The sequence below is a fragment of the Pseudomonas sp. FSL W5-0203 genome, from assembly GCF_001896155.1.
GTDB classification, from domain to species: Bacteria; Pseudomonadota; Gammaproteobacteria; order Pseudomonadales; family Pseudomonadaceae; genus Aquipseudomonas; species Aquipseudomonas paracarnis.
Map to the genome: position 1 here is coordinate 110,401 of NZ_MPOR01000007.1, position 19,107 is coordinate 129,507.

A 19,107-nucleotide genomic window follows, 5' to 3' on the forward strand; every position below is an offset into this window, starting at 1 on the left:
CTTGCCCATAAAAAGAGACAACGTTATTTAAGCCAATAACGCTCGTCGCATTGCCTGCCCACTTGTTAAATAAACACTACATCTCCCTTACACGCCTGGTGTTTTCTGCGATCTCTGATTCTGAACAATCTTCAATAAATTGATCATTTCATTTATGTGTTCCTGACGTTTTTCAATATTGTCCATACGAGATTCTTCAGTCGGCGCCACTGATGATTCGGCCGCTTCGTACGGTTCGTAAAGAAGTTTGAAACGTTTAGCGAGCTCCGGCATTTGCTCTTCGATTGCATCCATCGACGCCTCAAGGTTCTTCAGGCGCCCATCTGTGTCCTTAGGCGCTTGATCGCTCGGCTGCACCGCATTTGCTTCTGCTCCTAAGTTGAGAAAAATAAACAGGTTGGCCGTTGCCTCATTTTTTATTTCAGCACCGGTGAGGCGAGCCTCCATTTTTTGCTCTTTCGTCGCGGCAGGGTCTACGCTTCCAATCGTGCCATCTGCATTCTGTACTGGCGCTCCTGGCATCTGACTTTGCGCTGTAAATTTATTCTGGAAGTAGTTAGACGTGAATTGCTGGCCGACAGTGAAGGGGCTGCTGATTATGTTGTTTGCACTGGCCGTTATAAAAGCATTACGCACACTGGCCGCTACTGATGGAGGGGCCGGCGGCAAGTTCTGTGGCTGACTCACAATGTTTTGCGCGGTGCTCACTACACCACTCGGAGTGTTCGGCACAGCCGTTGGTTTTGTTGGAGTAGGTGTGATTGGCTTAGGCTTCACAGTTGGCTTAGGCGTTACCGTTGGCTTAGGCTTCACAGTTGGCTTAGGTGTGGACACGGCAGGGGAAGATCCACCATTAGTTCCGCCAGTTCTAGGTTTGCCTGGAGTGTGAGGTTTGCCTGGAGCGCCAGGTTTGAATTTAAGATCTTCGGGGGCAGGAAGGTCTAATTGATCGGGTCCCAAATTATTAGCAATCGCAGCACCCATTTGCCTTTTTTTAGCAGCGATCTCCTCCGGGGTCGCTGCTATGCATTTAAATACCTGCTCGTCCGCGCCACTCGAAACGCCCTCAACGTTAGCGGTGGCTGCTCCGGCAGCACCCGACGCCGACGGAGCCTTCGCTTCTGCTTTTTTCTCGTGGGGTAATTGGACAGGTGGAACAAAAGGCAGATCAAGAACTTTCATATATACACCTCTAAATGAGTTTAGAGAGCGCTCCCTGCAGTCTCGCGCTATATGTGTCCTGTCGTTTGGATGTAGTTCCACACTGAGTCAATATAGAAACTCTATAACATCGATTCGATCAATGGCTACTGTACTCACTTATATCTACGCAAGAGGCAACGTCTGTTGTGGTGGCAAAAATGCTTCTCTCGCACAATAAAAATGGGCACCCGACCCAGTCGGCGTGCCCATCTTCTTTACCGCCCCGCCTCCCTTCGAGACGGTACCGCTTAACTTACGGGTTGACGCTGTCTTTGAGCGACTTGCCCGGCTTGAACGCTACGGTGTTGCTCGCCTTGATTTTCACTGGCTCACCGGTTTGCGGGTTTTTGCCGGTGCGGGCGCCGCGGTGGCGTTGCAGGAAAGTGCCGAAGCCGACCAGGGTGACGCTGTCCTTGCGGTGCAGGGCGCCGGTGATTTCTTCGAGGACGGCATTGAGGACGCGGTTGGCCTGTTCTTTGGTGAGATCGGCTTTTTCAGCGATGGCGGCTGCGAGATCTGGTTTACGCATATGTGAAGCCTCTTTGACGGTTTTTTGTTGTTATGTCCGTGCTGCTCTCTGGTGGAGCAGCGCCAAGGCGCCGCAGGCTCTACTCTGCGGCAGACGGGAGTGAGGATGGCACGCCCTCGGGCGCCGCGCCAGTCTCGCGGCGGCCTTTCTACGGGTATGAACGTGATGTTTGCGACAGAACGGGTGGTATTTACGCCAGTAACGGCGGAAGTTCTTTGTTCAGCGCCAGTTTTTCCATGACAGCGCTGCCGGTCAGTGCATAACCCAGCAGACGGCCGCTGGCATCGCGGCACAGGGCCTTGATGTCGGCACCCTGCCCTTCGACGCTCCAGACGCCTTCGGTGCCTCGTGGCGCAGGTGATACCACCAGCGGGCAGACCGGGGTTTTCACGGTGATGGGCATCGGCCCATAGCTCACCGCCGTGGCATTGCCAGCCAAGGTTTGTGCCAGGGCGCGAGCGCAGCTCATCAGCGGCATCACGTACAACAGGTTCAGGCCATCGACCTCGGCGCAGTCGCCCAAGGCGTAGATATTAGCGTGGGAGGTCTTGAGGTGACGGTCCACCATGATTCCGCGGTTGATTTGCAGGCCAGCGGCTGCGGCCAGGTCTACGCGTGGGCGCAGGCCGATGGCGGACACCACCAGGTCACAGTGGATCACTTCGCCGTCCGAGAGGTGCGCTTCAAGGCCATCAGCGGCGCGTTGCAGGCGATTGAGCACCGGGCCCAGGTGAAAGCGCGCCCCGATGCCTTCGAGCCCGGCTTGCACCGCGGCGGCCGCCGCCGGGTGAAGCAGGGTCGGCATGACTTGCTCACAGGGCGCGACCAGGTCGATTTCATAGCCGCCCAGGATCAGGTCGTTGGCAAATTCGCAGCCGATCAGGCCGGCGCCGAGCAGCAGCACGCGCCGTTTGCCAGCAGCAGCGGCACGAAAGCGTGCGTAGTCTTCCAGGTCGTTGATCGGGAAAATCAAATCAGCCGCATCGCCTTCGACCGGTACGCGCACGGTTTCTGCGCCCCAGGCCAGGACCAGGTCGCGATAGGTCACCGCTTCCTCGCCGATCCACAGACGCTTGTGGCCTGGGTCGATGCCGCTGATACGCGTATGGGTGCGCACCTGGGCCTTGAGCTGCTCGGCCATGGCGCCGGGTTCGGCCATGCTCAGGCCATCGGCTTCCTTGTTCTTGCCAAAGCCGGTGGAGAGCATGGGCTTGGAGTAGGAGCGTCCGTCATCGGCAGTGATCAGCAGCAATGGGGTCTCGCTGTCGAGCTTGCGAAACTCCCGGGCGACGTTGTAACCGGCCAATCCTGTGCCGATGATCACGACAGGTGCGTTCATTCCTTTCTCCTTGTAGTACGTTTCTTAAATTCGGGATTACGCGATTTCGATCATTTCGAAGTCCGACTTACCCACGCCGCAGTCCGGGCACAGCCAGTCTTCCGGGACGTCCTGCCACAGAGTGCCTGGTGCAATACCGTCATCCGGCCAGCCGTCCGCTTCGTTGTAAATAAGGCCACAGACGATACATTGCCACTTCTTCATTACGTGCTTCCTCAGGTTCAGGCGTGTTGGCCGGCGGTCGATGGATCCAGCGTTGCCGCGCGGCTCAGGGCGTTTTGTACTGATCGGGGCCGGCAGATGCAAGCACGTTCGACGCAAACGGCCGGTTTGGCGCGGCAAAAGTTCAGGGTGCCATGGTAAGCTCGCCGCCTCTTTTGCTGCCAATACTGACTCACCGTGCCGCACTCAATCGCCCTTCCCGATGCTTGCCAATGGCTGACCCAGAGCCTTCTGAGCCCCTTGCCCACGCCCTTGACCCTCAACTGGCTATTTGACGAAGGCTCGCTGACGCGACGGCTGACGTGGCTGTCCAACGAGGCTTTCAGCGTGACGCCGCTGTTCGAAGGCTGGCAACCGTTGCGCGATGATGAATGCGCCGCCCTGGACCTGCCGCCGGCCAGTATCGGCTGGGTACGCGAGGTGTATTTGCGCGGGCACGGCCTGCCTTGGGTGTTCGCCCGCAGCGTGGCGGCCCGCAGTGCTTTGCAGGGCGATGGCCTGCACATGGACGAGCTGGGCAGCCGTTCGCTGGGCGAGTTGCTGTTCTGCGACCGCGCCTTTACCCGCCAGGCCATCGAAGTGTGTCACTACCCTCGTGCCTGGCTGCCGACAGCGGACCAGGCCGATAATCTGTGGGCGCGCCGCTCGCGCTTCGACCGCGGGGCGCTGAGCGTGCTGGTGGCGGAAGTCTTCCTGCCGAGTTTCTGGCACGCGCTGCATGATCATCCGGAGAACTGCTGATGTACCAACGTCTGCTCAAGTCCTTGAACCGCCTGAACCCCAGGGCCTGGGATTTCATTCAGTTGACGCGCATGGACAAGCCCATCGGCATCTACCTGCTGCTGTGGCCGACGCTGTGGGCCCTGTGGATCGCCGGCAAGGGTTCGCCGTCGCTGATCAATATCGTGATTTTCGTGCTGGGCGTGGTGCTCACCCGGGCCGGCGGCTGCGTGATCAACGACTGGGCCGACCGCAAGGTCGATGGCCATGTGAAACGCACCGAGCAACGCCCGCTGGTGAGCGGCAAGATCAGTTCGAAAGAAGCGCTGGTGTTTTTTGCCGTGCTGATGGGCATCAGTTTCCTGCTGGTGCTGCTGACCAACGCCAGCACCATCCTGCTCTCCTTGGGCGGCCTGGCTCTGGCGGCGAGCTACCCGTTCATGAAGCGCTACACCTATTACCCCCAAGTGGTGCTGGGCGCAGCGTTTTCCTGGGGCATGCCGATGGCGTTTACCGCCGAGACCGGCCATTTGCCTGCCACCGCGTGGCTGCTGTACATCGCCAACCTGTTGTGGACGGTGGGCTACGACACCTATTACGCCATGACCGACCGCGATGACGACTTGAAGATCGGGGTGAAATCCACCGCCATTCTGTTCGGTGACGCTGACCGCGTGATCATCCTCACCCTGCAAGGCCTGGCGCTGGCATGCCTGTTGCTGGCCGGCGCGCGGTTCGAGTTGGGCGGGTGGTTCCACCTGGGGTTGCTGGCGGCAGCGGGCTGCTTTGTCTGGGAGTTCTGGTACACGCGTGACAGGGACCGCATGAAGTGCTTCAAGGCGTTCTTGCATAACCACTGGGCGGGGTTGGCGATTTTTGTCGGGATCGTGGTGGATTACGCGGTTCGCTGAGGATTCTGTGGTGGCTGTTGGGACGCCATCGCAGGCAAGCCAGCTCCCACATTTTGACTGTATTCGCAGATCAAAAAATGGGGAGGGGCTTGCCCCCGATGGATTCAGCAGCGCCGCAGACTTAAGGCTTGATGATGTGCCAGACGCTACCCTTGCCATCACCGGTCTTGTCACCGGCTTTCTTGTCGTCCTTGTAGGTGTAGACAGGCTTGCCTTTGTAGGCCCACTGGCTGGTCTGGTCGTCGCGGGTGATCACCGTCCAATCGCCGGTCTTGGTGTCAGTGGACTCTGCCTTCAGCGGTGGCCAGTTGGTCGCGCACTGGTCCTTGCACACTGATTTGCCATCAGCGTCCTTGTCGAAGGTATAGAGCGTCATCCCCTTGTGATCCACTAACATCCCGTCTTGGGTCATCGCCGGCTCTGCCGCAAACGCCAGGCCTGGCAGCGTCAACACCGCAGATACCAGCAGGGCTTTCCAGGAAACAGTGCTGTAAGTCATCGGAACCTTCCTTTTGTGGTTGTCAGGATTCGGACCCAAAGGGTAGTCCAGAGTGCCGTTAATTGCCCAAGCGACTAAATTACTGTCACACGACTGCAATAATTCCGTTATCTAATGCGGCGCAAGACAGTTAAATGACAAGAGGATTGAGCATGGTTGGCAGGAGCATTCTGATCGTTGACGACGAAGCGCCCATTCGCGAAATGATCGCCGTCGCGTTGGAAATGGCCGGCTATGACTGCCTGGAGGCGGAGAACTCCCAGCAGGCCCACGCCATTATCGTCGACCGCAAGCCGGACCTGATCCTGCTCGACTGGATGCTGCCCGGCACCTCAGGCATCGAGTTGGCCCGCCGTCTCAAGCGTGACGAGCTGACCGGGGATATCCCGATCATCATGCTCACCGCCAAGGGCGAAGAGGACAACAAGATCCAGGGCCTGGAAGTCGGCGCCGATGATTACATCACCAAGCCGTTCTCTCCACGGGAACTGGTGGCGCGCCTCAAAGCCGTGCTGCGCCGCGCCGGCCCGACCGATGGCGAAGCGCCTATCGAAGTCGACGGCTTGATCCTGGACCCGATCAGCCACCGCGTGACCATCGACGGCAAGCCTGCCGAGATGGGACCGACCGAATACCGCCTGCTGCAATTCTTCATGACCCACCAGGAGCGCGCCTACACCCGTGGCCAACTGCTCGACCAGGTATGGGGCGGCAACGTCTATGTGGAAGAGCGCACTGTGGACGTGCATATCCGCCGCCTGCGCAAAGCCTTGGGCGATGCGTACGAGAATCTGGTACAAACCGTGCGCGGTACCGGCTATCGGTTTTCTACCAAAGGCTGAGCCAGTCCCTTTCCTCCCTTAACAGCTGACAAGGACGCATGTTTAAGTGAACCAGAACTGGCACGGCACCCTGATCCGCCACATGCTTCTGTTGATCACTGCCTGCCTGCTGGTCGGGCTGATCAGTGGCTATTACGGCTGGAGCCTGGCCGCCGGCATCGCGTTGTACCTGGGCTGGACCCTCAACCAATTGCTGCGCCTGCATGAATGGCTGCGCCAGCACAAACCCGACGAAGCACCGCCCGATGGCTATGGCCTGTGGGGCGAGGTGTTCGACAGCATCTACCACCTGCAACGCCGCGACCAACGGGTACGCGGGCGCCTGCAAGCGGTGATCGACCGGGTGCAGGAGTCCACCGCCGCACTCAAGGACGCGGTGATCATGCTCGACAGCGACGGCAACCTCGAATGGTGGAACCGCGCCGCCGAGACCCTGCTGGGCCTCAAGACCCCTCAGGACAGCGGCCAGCCGGTAACGAACCTGGTACGCCACCCGCGCTTCAAGGAGTACTTCGAGCAGGACAACTACGAAGAAGCCCTGGAAATCCCCTCGCCCACCAACGACCGCGTGCGCATCCAGCTGTACCTGACCCGCTACGGCAATAACGAACACTTGATGCTGGTACGTGACGTGACCCGTATCCACCAGCTGGAACAGATGCGCAAGGACTTCGTCGCCAACGTCTCCCACGAGTTGCGCACGCCCTTGACGGTGATCTGCGGCTACCTGGAGACGTTGCTGGACAATGTCGATGAGATCAACCCGCGCTGGAGCCGCGCCCTGCAGCAGATGCAGCAACAAGGCTCACGCATGCAAACCCTGCTCAACGACCTGCTGTTGCTGGCCAAGCTTGAAGCCACGGACTACCCCTCGGATAACCACCCCGTGGCGGTGCAGAGCCTGTTGCAGACGATCAAGAACGATGCCCAGGCGCTCTCAGGCGAACGCGGGCAGCAGATCACGCTGGAGGCCGACCCAACCGTATTGCTCAAGGGCAGTGAAGGCGAACTACGCAGCGCCTTCTCCAACCTGGTGTTCAACGCGGTGAAGTACACCCAGGACAAGGGCAATATCCGCATTCGCTGGTGGGCCGACGAGCATGGCGCACACCTGAGTGTGCAGGACTCGGGTATCGGTATCGACGCCAAGCACCTGCCGCGCCTGACCGAGCGCTTCTACCGTGTCGATTCCAGCCGTAACTCCAATACCGGCGGCACCGGGCTGGGCCTGGCCATCGTCAAGCATGTGCTGCTGCGCCATCGGGCCCGCCTGGAAATCAGCAGCGTGCTGGGGCATGGCAGTACCTTTACCTGTCATTTTCCGCCGGCGCAGGTCACCCGTTCGCGAGCGGTCGAGGCCGATGACTAATTTGAAGTGAGCACGGCCCACTGTGGGAGCTGGCTTGCCTGCGATGGCGGCGGGTCAGCCAAATTATCGGTAGCAGGCAGACCGCCATCGCAGGCAAGCCAGCTCCCACACGGGTTCTGCGACACGACTTTGCAGCCCCGCCCGGCAGCGGGCACTAGGCAAGCGCCCCGTCAGCCGCTACATTGGCCGACTTGCGCCTGCCTTTCAGGCCTACCTGTCACCCTTATTGAACACACGGAACCTGCAAAACCCCATCATGGACCCTTCCCCTGGCATTACCCTCGCTACACTCTTCGCCGATTTCGGCATGATTCTTTTTGCACTGATCCTGGTACTGCTCAACGGTTTCTTCGTTGCGGCGGAATTTGCCATGGTCAAACTTCGCGCCACCCGCGTCGAGGCCATCGCCCATAAGAACGGCTGGCGCGGGCAGATCCTGCGTACCGTGCACAGCCAGCTCGACGCCTACCTGTCGGCTTGCCAGTTGGGTATCACCCTGGCGTCCCTGGGCCTGGGCTGGGTCGGTGAACCGGCCTTTGCGCACATCCTCGAGCCGATGCTGGGCGCGGTCGGCGTGCAGTCGCCTGAAGTGATCAAGGGCGTGTCGTTCTTTGCCGCCTTCTTCGTGATTTCCTACCTGCACATCGTGGTCGGTGAGTTGGCCCCAAAATCCTGGGCGATTCGCAAACCCGAGTTGCTGTCGCTGTGGACGGCCGTGCCGCTGTACTTGTTCTACTGGGCGATGTACCCGGCTATCTACCTGCTCAACGCCAGTGCCAACGCGATCCTGCGTATCGCGGGCCAAGGCGAGCCTGGCCCCCACCATGAGCACCATTACAGCCGCGAAGAACTCAAGCTGATCCTGCACTCCAGCCGTGGCCAGGACCCCAGCGACCAAGGCATGCGCGTACTGGCCTCCGCCGTGGAAATGGGCGAGCTGGAAGTAGTGGACTGGGCCAACTCCCGGGAAGACCTGGTGACCCTGGACTTCAACGCCCCGCTCAAGGAAATCCTCGCGCTGTTCCGTCGCCATAAATTCAGCCGCTACCCAGTGTATGACGCGGTGCGCAACGAGTTCGTCGGCTTGCTGCACATCAAGGATTTGCTGCTGGAACTGGCGGCCCTGGACCATATCCCCGAATCGTTCAACCTGGCCGAATTGACCCGCCCATTGGAACGCGTATCGCGACATATGCCGTTGTCGCAACTGCTGGAGCAGTTCCGCAAAGGCGGCGCGCACTTCGCCCTGGTGGAAGAGGCCGACGGCAAGATTATCGGTTACCTGACCATGGAAGACGTGCTGGAAGTGCTGGTGGGCGATATCCAGGACGAACACCGCAAGGCCGAGCGCGGCATCCTCGCCTACCAGCCCGGCAAACTGCTGGTGCGTGGGGACACGCCGTTGTTCAAGGTGGAACGCCTGCTGGGCGTCGACCTGGACCACATCGAAGCCGAAACCCTGGCCGGCCTGATCTACGACACGCTCAAGCGCGTGCCGGAAGAAGAAGAAGTGCTGGAAGTTGAAGGCTTGCGGATCATCATCAAGAAGATGAAAGGGCCGAAGATCGTATTGGCCAAGGTGCTGCTGCTGGACTGACTGCAGGCGCAGTGCTGCGTGTGGGAGCGGGCTTGCCCGCGATAGCGGTGGGTCAGCCAGCGCATCGTTGACTGAGAGATTGCTATCGCGGGCAAGCCCGCTCCCACATGGACTAAGCGTCGCCTTGAAGGGTCACGCACCCGGCACGAAATGCTTCTGCGCCGTGCCACGGGCGATCAGGCGGGAAATGTAGTCCAGCTTCTGCGCATCCTGGTCGATAAAGCGGAAGGTCAGCTGCAACCAGTCGCTGTCGGGCTTGGGCTCGTAGGCGACGATGGCGTGCAGGTAGCCGTTGAGCCGTGCGACTTCGGCGTTGTCGCCCTGCTCAAGGTCGAGCACGGCGCTTTCCAGCACCTGAGGCAGGACCTCGCCACGCTTTACCACCAGCAACGCTTCCTTGATGCTCAGGGCCTTGATCACGCATTGCTGGGTGCCGCTTGCGAGGCGCAACTGGCCCTGACCGCGACTGCCAGCCGGCGCCGCTGCGGCGGGGGCCTTGACTGGCGGTGTATTGAGCAAACCTTTGCTGGGCGCCGCCACCGGGGCCGGCTTGACCGCTTCGGGTTTGCCGCCGGTCAGGGCGCTCAGGGAGTCGTTGCCAAAGGCTGAGTTCATCTTGGTCGGCGCGCTGGCAATCAGCGCATCGAGGCGACCGATCTTGTGCAGGGCTTGCTTGACCTTGTTCAGCAACTGCTCGTTGGTGAACGGCTTGCTCACGTAGCCGGAAACGCCGGCCTGGATGGCCTGCACCACGTTTTCCTTGTCGCCACGGCTGGTCACCATCACGAACGGCATGGCCTTCAGGTGCGCTTGCTCGCGGCACCAGGTCAACAGCTCAATACCGGACATTTCCGGCATTTCCCAGTCACACAGCACCAGGTCGAAGGTTTCGCGCATCAGGATGGATTGCGCCTTTTTGCCGTTCACCGCATCTTCGATCTTGATTCCGGGGAAGTAATTGCGCAGGCACTTCTTCACCAGGTCGCGAATAAACGAGGCGTCATCCACCACCAACACACTGACTTTACTCATCGACCCTTCATCCTATAAAAACGTCTGCAAAACGCCTGACTGATGGCATTTTGCCAAAACTCGCGGGTCACAGAAGGACTTTATGGCGCCTGCTGTGCAAAAAATTCAGATGCCACAAACGAAAACGCCCGGCCAGAGGCCGGGCGTTAATTTCTCGGGCAACCTTACTTATCGTCAGATTCGCCCGAAACATTAGGGATTAGATCAGCAGTCCCTTCAACTTCGGCTTTCATGCGCTTGAGGCCCATGTGCCGCACATCGGTGCCGCGCACCAGATAAATCACCAATTCCGAGATATTGCGCGCGTGGTCGCCGATACGCTCCAGGGAGCGCAGCACCCAGATAATGTTCAAGACCCGCGAGATCGAGCGCGGGTCTTCCATCATGTAAGTGGCCAACTCGCGCAGCGCGGTCTTGTATTCGCGGTCGATGATCTTGTCGTACTGGGCCACCGACAACGCCAGTTCGGCGTCAAAGCGGGCGAAGGCGTCGAGGGCATCGCGCACCATGTTGCGCACCTGATCGCCGATATGGCGCACCTCCACGTAGCCACGGGGGGCTTCACCCTCTTCGCACAGCTGGATGGCGCGGCGGGCAATCTTGGTGGCTTCATCACCGATGCGTTCCAGGTCGATCACCGACTTGGAAATGCTGATGATCAAACGCAGGTCCGAGGCCGCTGGCTGGCGGCGGGCAAGAATGCGCAGGCACTCCTCGTCGATATTGCGTTCCATCTGGTTGATCTGCTCGTCAATCTCACGCACCTGCTGAGCCAGGCCCGAGTCGGCCTCGATCAGCGCGGTGACCGCATCATTGACTTGCTTCTCCACCAGCCCGCCCATCGCCAGGAGGTGGCTGCGCACTTCCTCAAGCTCGGCATTGAACTGCGCGGAGATGTGGTGGGTAAGGCCTTCTTTGCTAATCATGTTGGCGTCCTTGGAGCGTCCGGTAAGGTGCGGAAAACCGCAGCGTCAGTGCAATCAGAACCACAGCTTCCTAGCCGTAGCGACCGGTGATGTAGTCTTCGGTCTGCTTCTTCGCCGGATTGGTGAACAGGGTGTCGGTGTCGCCGAACTCCACCAGCTTGCCCATGTACATAAACGCGGTGTAGTCGGAAACCCGCGCCGCCTGTTGCATGTTGTGGGTCACGATGACGATGGTGAACTTGGACTTGAGCTCGTAGATCAGCTCTTCGACTTTCAGGGTGGAGATCGGGTCGAGGGCCGAGCACGGTTCGTCGAGCAGCAGCACTTCCGGCTCTACGGCGATGGTACGGGCGATCACCAGACGCTGCTGCTGGCCGCCGGACAAGCCGAGTGCCGATTCGTGCAGGCGGTCCTTGACCTCGTCCCACAATGCCGCGCCCTTGAGCGCCCACTCAACGGCTTCATCGAGGATGCGTTTCTTGTTGATACCCTGGATACGCAGGCCGTAGACCACGTTTTCGTAGATGGTCTTGGGGAACGGGTTGGGCTTCTGGAACACCATGCCCACGCGGCGACGCAGCTCGGCCACGTCCTCGCCCTTGCGGTAGATATTGGTGCCGTAGAGGTTGATCGCGCCTTCCACACGGCAACCGTCCACCAGGTCATTCATGCGGTTGAAGGTACGCAACAACGTCGACTTGCCGCAGCCCGACGGGCCGATAAAGGCGGTCACACGCTGTTTTGGGATGTTCATGCTGACGTCGAACAGCGCCTGCTTGTCACCGTAGTACAGACTCAGGCCCGGTACTTCGATGGCCACGGTTTCCTGGGCCAGGCTCAGGCTCTGCTTGTCGCGACCCAGGGCAGACATGTTGATGCCGTGGGATTGGGTTTCGTGTTGCATGGGATGCTCCCTGTGCTACCAATTCATTCGTTGAACCGCCGGGGCGGCTTACTCAAATTCTGTGTCTGTGGGAGCTGGCTTGCCTGCGATGGCATCACTGCGGTCTTACTGATACACCGCGTCGTCTGCATCGCAGGCAAGCCAGCTCCCACATTGGATCGCATTAGCTGTCCAGCGCTTTGTATTTTTCGCGCAGGTGGTTACGAATCCACACTGCCGACAGGTTGAGCGTGGCGATCACCAGCACCAGCAGCAACGCGGTGGCGTACACCAGAGGCCGTGCCGCTTCGACGTTGGGGCTCTGGAAGCCGACGTCATAAATATGGAAGCCCAGGTGCATGATCTTCTGATCCAGGTGCAGGTACGGGTAGTTGCCGTCCAGCGGCAGCGACGGCGCCAGTTTCACCACACCCACCAGCATCAGCGGCGCCACTTCACCGGCGGCGCGGGCCACGGCGAGGATCATGCCGGTCATCATGGCCGGGCTGGCCATCGGCAGCACGATCTTCCACAGCGTTTCCGCCTTGGTCGCGCCCAGTGCCAAGGAGCCTTCACGCACGGTTCGAGGGATCCGCGCCAGGCCCTCTTCGGTGGCCACGATCACCACCGGCACCGCCAGCAGCGCCAGGGTCAGCGAAGCCCAGAGCAGCCCCGGCGTACCGAAGGTCGGCGCAGGCAGCGCTTCAGCGAAGAACAGACGATCGACCGAGCCCCCCAATACATACACGAAGAAGCCAAGGCCGAACACGCCGTAGACGATCGCCGGTACACCGGCCAGGTTGTTCACGGCGATGCGGATGATGCGCGTCAGGGTGTTCTGCTTGGCGTATTCACGCAGGTACACCGCGGCCAGTACGCCAAACGGGGTCACGATCATTGCCATGATCAGGGTCATCATCACGGTGCCGAAGATGGCCGGGAAGATCCCGCCTTCGGTGTTGGCTTCCCGTGGGTCATCGCTGAGGAATTCCCAGACCTTGCTGAAGTAGAAACCGATCTTGGTCATCGTGCCCATGGCGTTCGGCTGGTAGGCGTGCACCACTTTGCCGATGCCGATTTCCACTTCCTTGCCGTTGCCGTCACGCGCCGTCAGGGCGTCGCGGTTGAATTGGGCATGCAGGTCGGCCAGGCGCGCTTCGATGTCCTGGTAGCGCGCATTCAGCTCGGCGCGGTCGGCGTCCATGTCGGCCTGGGCGGCAGCGTCGAGCTTGCCTTCCAGTTCCAGTTTGCGACCGTGCAGGCGGATGCGCTCCAACCCGGCGTTGATCGCGCCAATATCGGTTTTTTCCAGGCTCTTGAGCTGAGCGGCCAGCTTGTTCACGCGGTCCACGCGAGCTTGCAGCTCCGGCCACGCGGCCTCGCCTTCGGCAATCACCTTGCCGTCCTGCTTGACGTTGACCAGGGTGCCGTAGAAATTGCCCCATTCACGGCGCTCAATGGCCATCAGGTTGGTCGGTTTGGTCTGGTCCTTCAACCATTCGCCGACGATCCAGGTGAAGTCGTTGCCGTTCAAATCGCGGTTGCCGACCTTGATCAGCTCACGGGTCATGAATTCCGGGCCTTGGTCCGGCACTGGCAGGCCCGCGCTTTTCAGACGCTCACGCGGCACTTCTTCTTTCTGGACCACTTCGCCGATGACGATGTGGTTGGCCTGGCCTGGCACGTTGTAGTTGGCCTGGATCAGGTCGGCCGGCCAGAAATGGCCCAGGCCCCGCACCGCAATCACAGCCAGCAAACCAATGGTCATGATGACCGCGATGGACACCGCGCCACCGCTGATCCAGACGCCGGGGGCGCCGCTCTTGAACCATCCATTCAGGGAGTTCTGTTTCACAGACTTCTACCTTTCTTAAAGCGACGAGTATTTCTTGCGCAGACGCTGACGAATCAGCTCGGCGAGGGTGTTCATGATGAAGGTGAACAACAGCAGCACCAGCGCCGAGAGGAACAGCACGCGGTAATGACTGCCGCCCACTTCCGACTCGGGCATCTCCACCGCAACGTTGGCCGCCAGGGTGCGCAGGCCCTCGAACAGGTTCATCTCCATCACCGGGGTGTTACCGGTGGCCATCAGTACGATCATGGTCTCGCCCACGGCGCGGCCCATGCCGATCATCAGCGCCGAGAAGATGCCCGGGCTGGCGGTGAGGATGACCACGCGGGTCATGGTCTGCCACGGCGTGGCGCCCAGTGCCAGGGACCCCAGGGTCAGGCCGCGTGGCACGCTGAACACGGCGTCTTCGGCGATGGAGTAGATGTTCGGGATCACGGCAAAACCCATGGCCAGGCCGACCACCAACGCGTTGCGCTGGTCGTAGGTAATGCCCAGATCGTGGGAGATCCACATGCGCATGTCACCGCCGAAAAACCAGGTTTCCAGGTACGGGCTCATGTACAGCGAGAGCCAACCCACGAACAGGATCACCGGAATCAGGATCGCGCTTTCCCAGCCATCGGGAACGCGCAGGCGGATCGACTCAGGCAAGCGGCTGAAGACAAAGCCGGCGACCAGGATGCCAATCGGCAACAGCATCAACAGGCTGAAAATGCCCGGCAGATGCCCTTCCACATACGGCGCCAGGAACAGGCCGGCGAAGAATCCGAGGATCACCGTCGGCATGGCTTCCATCAGTTCGATCACCGGCTTGACCTTGCGGCGCAGGCTCGGCGCCATGAAGTAAGCGGTGTAGATCGCTGCAGCAACCGCCAGTGGCGCCGCCAGCAACATGGCGTAGAACGCGGCCTTCAAGGTGCCGAAGGTCAGCGGGGCCAGGCTCATCTTGGGTTCAAAATCGGTGTTGGCGGCCGTGGATTGCCAGACGTATTTAGGCTCGTCGTAGTTCTCGTACCAGACCTTGCTCCACAACGCGCTCCACGACACTTCCGGGTGCGGGTTGTCGAGCAACAACGGTTGCAGCTTGCCACCCGCCTCGACGATCACACGGTTGGCCCGTGGCGACATGCCGAACAGACCCTGACCGTCGACCACCGGGTCGACCAGCAAGGTGCGGTGAGCGGTGCTGTGGAACACGCCGAACTGGCCAGCGGCATCCAGGGCGGTGAAGCCTTTGCGGCGCTCTTCAGCGCTGATTTCGACGATGGGTGCAGTGCCCATCTGGAAGGTGCGGATCTGCTTCAGGCGTTGCTCGCCATCCGGGTCACGGGCCATGAACCACTGGGCCAGGCCGCCTTTGGAGTTACCCAGGATCAGCGAGATGCCGCCGACCAACTGGGTGCTGGCGGTGATTTCCGTGTCGGCGTCTTCCAGCAGCTTGTAGCGCCCGTTGAGGCTCTTGTCGCGCAGGCTGAACACGTCGGCCAGGGCACGGCCGTTGATCACGTACAGCCACTGCTGGCGTGGGTCGATGAAGATCGCCTTCACCGGCTCTGTCATCTGCGGCAGCTCGACACGCTTCTGCTCGCTGGTGACCTCACCGGTCATCATGTTTTCTTCACGGCTCAGGGTCAGCACGTTCAAGTGCGAACCGGCGGAACCTGCCACCACCAGGGAGGTGTCGGTGGCGTTGAGCGCAACGTGTACCAGGGGACGACCGGTGTCATCCAGCACGATCGGCGTTTCGCCGTAGGGGTACTCGATCGCTGGGGTGATGGTTTTCTTGCCGTCCGGGTACGACACCTTATAGGTGTGGCGGAACACCAAAGACTGGCCATTGGACAAGCCGAGAATCACCAGCGGGCTGCCCGGCTGATCTTCACCAATGGAAGCAACACTGGTACCGGCCGGAATCGGCAGGTCGACACGCTTGAGCTCGGCACCGGTGTCCACGGCAAAGAACAGCGCCTGGCCCTTGTCGGAAACCCGCATGGCGACCTGGTTCTGTTCTTCGAGGGAGATCATCAACGGCTTGCCGGCGTCCTGCATCCAAGCGGGCGTCAACGCGTCTTCCTTGGTCAACGAGGCGCCCTGGAACAATGGCGCAACCACATAGGCGAGGAAGAAGAAGATCAGGGTAATGGCGGCCAGCACGGCGAGGCCGCCGACCAGCACATACCAACGGGTGAAGCGATCCTTGAGCGCGCGGATGCGGCGCTTGCGTTGCAGCTCAGGCGTATTGAAATCAATGCGCTTGGGAGGGGAAGTCGTCGTCATGGTGGAATTGGCCAGATCATTCATGCGCACACCCTAGCGATCCTGTATGACAGAAAGATGACAGTGCAGTGACGCAACAAATCCGCCGCGAAGCAGGGCTGGCAGCGGATAAAAAATTAGGGATGCAGACTGCTTATGTGGGAGCAGGCTTGCCCGCGATGGCATCAACACGGTTTCAACGCTAAACCGCGTCGCCAGCATCGCGGGCAAGCCCGCTCCCACAGAAAAGCATGCGTCTACATCAGGTATCGCAGGCTTAGTTGCCTTCTTTCAGACCCAGGTCAGCCAGGGCCTTGGCGGCGACTTTGGCTGGCAGCGGGATGTAGCCGTCTTTGACCACCACTTCCTGGCCCTGCTTGGACAGCACCAGTTTCACGAACTCAGCTTCCAGCGGTGCCAGTGGCTTGTTCGGGGCTTTGTTGACATACACGTAGAGGAAACGCGACAGCGGATACTTGCCGTTCAGGGCGTTTTCTTCGGAGTCTTCGATGTAGTCAGTGCTGCCTTTCTTGGCCAATGGCACGGTCTTCACGCTGGCGGTCTTGTAGCCGATGCCCGAGTAACCGATGCCGTTCAGCGAGGAGCTGATCGACTGCACGACCGAAGCCGAGCCCGGTTGTTCGTTCACGTTTGGCTTGTAGTCACCTTTGCACAGGGCTTCTTCCTTGAAGTAGCCGTAGGTGCCGGATACCGAGTTACGCCCGAACAGTTGCACTGGCTTGTTGGCCAGGTCGCCGGTCACGCCCAGGTCACCCCAGGTTTTCACATCGGCTTTGGCGCCGCACAGACGCGTCGAGGAGAAGATCGCATCGACCTGTTCCATGGTCAGGTGCTGGATCGGGTTGTCCTTGTGCACAAATACCGCCAGGGCATCCACCGCAACCGGGATTGCCGTTGGCTTGTAGCCGTACTTCTGCTCGAAGGCCGCCAGTTCGGTGTCCTTCATCTTGCGGCTCATCGGGCCCAGGTTGGAGGTGCCTTCAGTCAACGCAGGTGGCGCAGTGGCAGAGCCGGCAGCTTGAATCTGGATGTTGACGTTCGGGTATTCCTTTTTGTAACCCTCGGCCCACAGGGTCATCAGGTTAGCCAGGGTATCGGAACCGACGCTGGACAGGTTGCCCGACACACCAGTGGTCTTGACGTAAGCCGGGATTGCCGGATCAACACCAGCGGCCACCGCGTTGGCGGTCGCAACGCCAGCAGCGACAAAAGTCATTGCCGCCATCAAACGTTTCAGTTTCATGCCTTGCTCCTAGCAGATAGGGATAATTGGATCGGGGCCAAGTATCGGCAGGCCGTGTGAACACTCTATGTCTGAAATATGACAATTAGATGAAAGGCCACTATCTGAATGTGCAGGCTTCAGCGACCGCGTTTCCACAGATACCCGCCCACCAGCATCCCCATCACACACAGGACGGCCACATAGTAAGCCGGGCCCATCGGGCTCTCCTTCATCAGCAGCGACACCGCCAAGGGCGTCAACCCGCCGAACACGGCATAAGCAACGTTGTAGGAGAACGACAGACCGCTGAAGCGCACCACCGGCGGGAAGGCTTTGACCATCACGTAGGGCACCACGCCGATGGTGCCGACAAACAAGCCGGTCAGGGCATACAACGGGAACAGCCAGTCCGGGTGGGCCATCAGGCTGTGATACAGCGTCCAGGAGGTCGCCAGCAGCAGTGCGCAACCGGTGACCAGCACGCGACCGGCACCAAAACGGTCGGCCAGCGCGCCTGCGGCGATGCAACCCAGGCTCAAGGTCACGATGGCCAGGCTGTTGGCCTGCAGTGCCACCGTGGGGCTGAAGTGATAGATAGTTTGCAGCACGGTCGGGGTCATCAGGATGACTACCACCACGCCGGCCGACAGCAGCCAGGTCAACAGCATCGACAGCACAATGGCGCCACGGTGATCGCGCAATACGGCGCGCAAGGGCAGTTCAGCGGCCAGGCTCTTGCGTTGCTGCATCTCGGCGAAGATCGGGGTTTCATGCAGCCAACGACGCAGGTACACCGACAGCAGGCCGAATACGCCGCCGAGCAGGAAAGGAATCCGCCAGGCGTAATCAGAGACCTGTTCCGGTGTATAGGCGCTATTGATGGCGGTAGCCACCAACGAGCCCAGCAGAATACCGGCGGTGAGGCCGCTGGTCAGGGTGCCGCAGGCGTAGCCGATGTGGCGCGGCGGCACGTGCTCGGAGACGAACACCCAGGCGCCCGGTACTTCGCCGCCAATCGCAGCGCCCTGGATGATGCGCATCAGCAGCAACAGGACCGGCGCCCACAGGCCGATCTGCGCGTAGGTCGGAAGCAAGCCCATGATCAGGGTGGGCACGGCCATCATGAAGATGCTCAAGGTGAACATTTTCTTGCGGCCCAGCAGGTCACCAAAGTGCGCCATGATGATGCCGCCCAAGGGGCGGGCCAGGTAGCCGGCGGCGAAGATGCCGAAGGTCTGCATCATGCGCAGCCATTCGGGCATGTCGACGGGGAAGAACAGTTTCCCGACCACGGTGGCGAAAAACACAAAGATGATGAAGTCGTAGAACTCCAGCGCCCCGCCCAAGGCAGACAGCGACAGGGTTTTGTAGTCGTTGCGGGTCAGCGGGCGCGAGGGTTGCGCACTGCTTGCAGGCACGGAGGACATGGCAAGGCTTCTCTTATAGTAATCATCGTAAAGGACTGCACGCCCGTGACTTGCGGCGGGTTTGGCAAGATAGCAAATCGCCTGAAAAAGCACAGCGCCAGGAGCACAGTTGCGCGCAAAAGCCCCAATACAGCGTCTATTTACCGACCAAATGAGCGTCGGAAGGTCGTCGTGGCGCCAGGGTCTCGATATACTCGCCGGTGCAAGCGCCAGACCCGCTGTCTTGAGGGGCTGCTGTGCCAAAACGCTGT

At 60.2% G+C, this 19,107-nt stretch carries 17 protein-coding genes; 5 read left to right on the top strand and 12 right to left on the bottom strand.

Features of this window, described 5'->3' with window-relative positions; translation table 11 throughout:
* Window positions 1-87 precede the first annotated feature (87 nt).
* The 4 genes from BOP96_RS09170 to BOP96_RS09185 form a co-directional block, all read right to left on the bottom strand.
* Window positions 88-1,182, bottom strand: a complete 1,095-nt coding sequence (locus tag BOP96_RS09170; protein WP_073452508.1) for a type III secretion effector protein — start codon at window positions 1,180-1,182, stop codon at window positions 88-90.
* A 274-nt stretch (window positions 1,183-1,456) separates the two neighbouring features.
* A complete protein-coding gene (locus BOP96_RS09175; RefSeq protein WP_003195589.1) occupies window positions 1,457-1,732 on the bottom strand; it encodes an HU family DNA-binding protein in 276 nt (91 codons plus the stop codon).
* Between the two features lie 190 nt (window positions 1,733-1,922).
* Complete coding sequence (locus BOP96_RS09180; RefSeq protein WP_019818134.1) at window positions 1,923-3,071, bottom strand: NAD(P)/FAD-dependent oxidoreductase; 1,149 nt, start codon at window positions 3,069-3,071, stop codon at window positions 1,923-1,925.
* A gap of 36 nt (window positions 3,072-3,107) precedes the next feature.
* Window positions 3,108-3,275: a rubredoxin gene (locus BOP96_RS09185; RefSeq protein WP_014720509.1), complete on the bottom strand. Its 168-nt coding sequence runs from the start codon at window positions 3,273-3,275 to the stop codon at window positions 3,108-3,110.
* Between the two features lie 195 nt (window positions 3,276-3,470).
* On the opposite strand from BOP96_RS09185, the gene BOP96_RS09190 reads away from it, so the two are divergent.
* Window positions 3,471-4,034, top strand: a complete 564-nt coding sequence (locus tag BOP96_RS09190) for a chorismate--pyruvate lyase family protein (protein WP_073452510.1) — start codon at window positions 3,471-3,473, stop codon at window positions 4,032-4,034.
* Window positions 4,034-4,924, top strand: a complete 891-nt coding sequence (gene ubiA / locus BOP96_RS09195) for a 4-hydroxybenzoate octaprenyltransferase (protein WP_014720511.1) — start codon at window positions 4,034-4,036, stop codon at window positions 4,922-4,924. The genes BOP96_RS09190 and ubiA overlap by 1 nt, the downstream gene beginning before the upstream one ends.
* Window positions 4,925-5,045: 121 nt before the next feature.
* On the opposite strand, the gene BOP96_RS09200 is transcribed toward ubiA, so the two are convergent.
* The gene (locus tag BOP96_RS09200; RefSeq protein WP_014720512.1) at window positions 5,046-5,423 is read right to left on the bottom strand and encodes a COG4315 family predicted lipoprotein; all 378 of its coding nucleotides are present in this window, start codon (window positions 5,421-5,423) and stop codon (window positions 5,046-5,048) included.
* A gap of 152 nt (window positions 5,424-5,575) precedes the next feature.
* Between BOP96_RS09200 and phoB the strand changes: the two genes are divergently transcribed.
* The 3 genes from phoB to BOP96_RS09215 all read left to right on the top strand — a co-directional run bounded on the left by phoB (window position 5,576) and on the right by BOP96_RS09215 (window position 9,231).
* Window positions 5,576-6,265 carry a phosphate regulon transcriptional regulator PhoB gene (gene phoB, locus BOP96_RS09205; RefSeq protein ID WP_003195617.1) on the top strand — a complete coding sequence of 230 codons (690 nt, stop codon included), beginning with the start codon at window positions 5,576-5,578 and terminating at the stop codon, window positions 6,263-6,265.
* Between the two features lie 82 nt (window positions 6,266-6,347).
* On the top strand, window positions 6,348-7,634 hold the full coding sequence (phoR, locus tag BOP96_RS09210; RefSeq protein ID WP_238346833.1) for a phosphate regulon sensor histidine kinase PhoR: 1,287 nt from the start codon (window positions 6,348-6,350) through the stop codon (window positions 7,632-7,634).
* Window positions 7,635-7,890: 256 nt separating this feature from the next.
* The gene (locus BOP96_RS09215) at window positions 7,891-9,231 is read left to right on the top strand and encodes a hemolysin family protein (RefSeq protein ID WP_003195620.1); all 1,341 of its coding nucleotides are present in this window, start codon (window positions 7,891-7,893) and stop codon (window positions 9,229-9,231) included.
* A 132-nt stretch (window positions 9,232-9,363) separates the two neighbouring features.
* Here BOP96_RS09215 and BOP96_RS09220 read toward each other — a convergent pair whose 3' ends face one another.
* The 7 genes from BOP96_RS09220 to BOP96_RS09255 all read right to left on the bottom strand — a co-directional run bounded on the left by BOP96_RS09220 (window position 9,364) and on the right by BOP96_RS09255 (window position 18,856).
* Entirely contained in the window at window positions 9,364-10,263 is a 900-nt protein-coding gene (locus BOP96_RS09220; RefSeq protein ID WP_014720514.1) for a response regulator, read from the bottom strand.
* Window positions 10,264-10,427: 164 nt separating this feature from the next.
* Window positions 10,428-11,189: a phosphate signaling complex protein PhoU gene (gene phoU / locus BOP96_RS09225; protein ID WP_003195624.1), complete on the bottom strand. Its 762-nt coding sequence runs from the start codon at window positions 11,187-11,189 to the stop codon at window positions 10,428-10,430.
* Window positions 11,190-11,259: 70 nt separating this feature from the next.
* Window positions 11,260-12,093, bottom strand: a complete 834-nt coding sequence (gene pstB, locus BOP96_RS09230; protein ID WP_003195626.1) for a phosphate ABC transporter ATP-binding protein PstB — start codon at window positions 12,091-12,093, stop codon at window positions 11,260-11,262.
* 163 nt (window positions 12,094-12,256) lie between these two features.
* Window positions 12,257-13,927 (bottom strand): phosphate ABC transporter permease PstA, encoded by a 1,671-nt coding sequence (gene pstA, locus BOP96_RS09240; RefSeq protein WP_020302831.1) that lies wholly within the window; start codon window positions 13,925-13,927, stop codon window positions 12,257-12,259.
* 15 nt (window positions 13,928-13,942) lie between these two features.
* Window positions 13,943-15,976, bottom strand: a complete 2,034-nt coding sequence (locus tag BOP96_RS09245) for an ABC transporter permease subunit (RefSeq protein WP_175562983.1) — start codon at window positions 15,974-15,976, stop codon at window positions 13,943-13,945.
* Window positions 15,977-16,460: 484 nt separating this feature from the next.
* Window positions 16,461-17,447 carry a phosphate ABC transporter substrate-binding protein PstS gene (locus BOP96_RS09250; RefSeq protein ID WP_003195633.1) on the bottom strand — a complete coding sequence of 329 codons (987 nt, stop codon included), beginning with the start codon at window positions 17,445-17,447 and terminating at the stop codon, window positions 16,461-16,463.
* Window positions 17,448-17,566: 119 nt separating this feature from the next.
* Complete coding sequence (locus tag BOP96_RS09255; protein ID WP_014720517.1) at window positions 17,567-18,856, bottom strand: MFS transporter; 1,290 nt, start codon at window positions 18,854-18,856, stop codon at window positions 17,567-17,569.
* Window positions 18,857-19,107 lie beyond the last annotated feature (251 nt).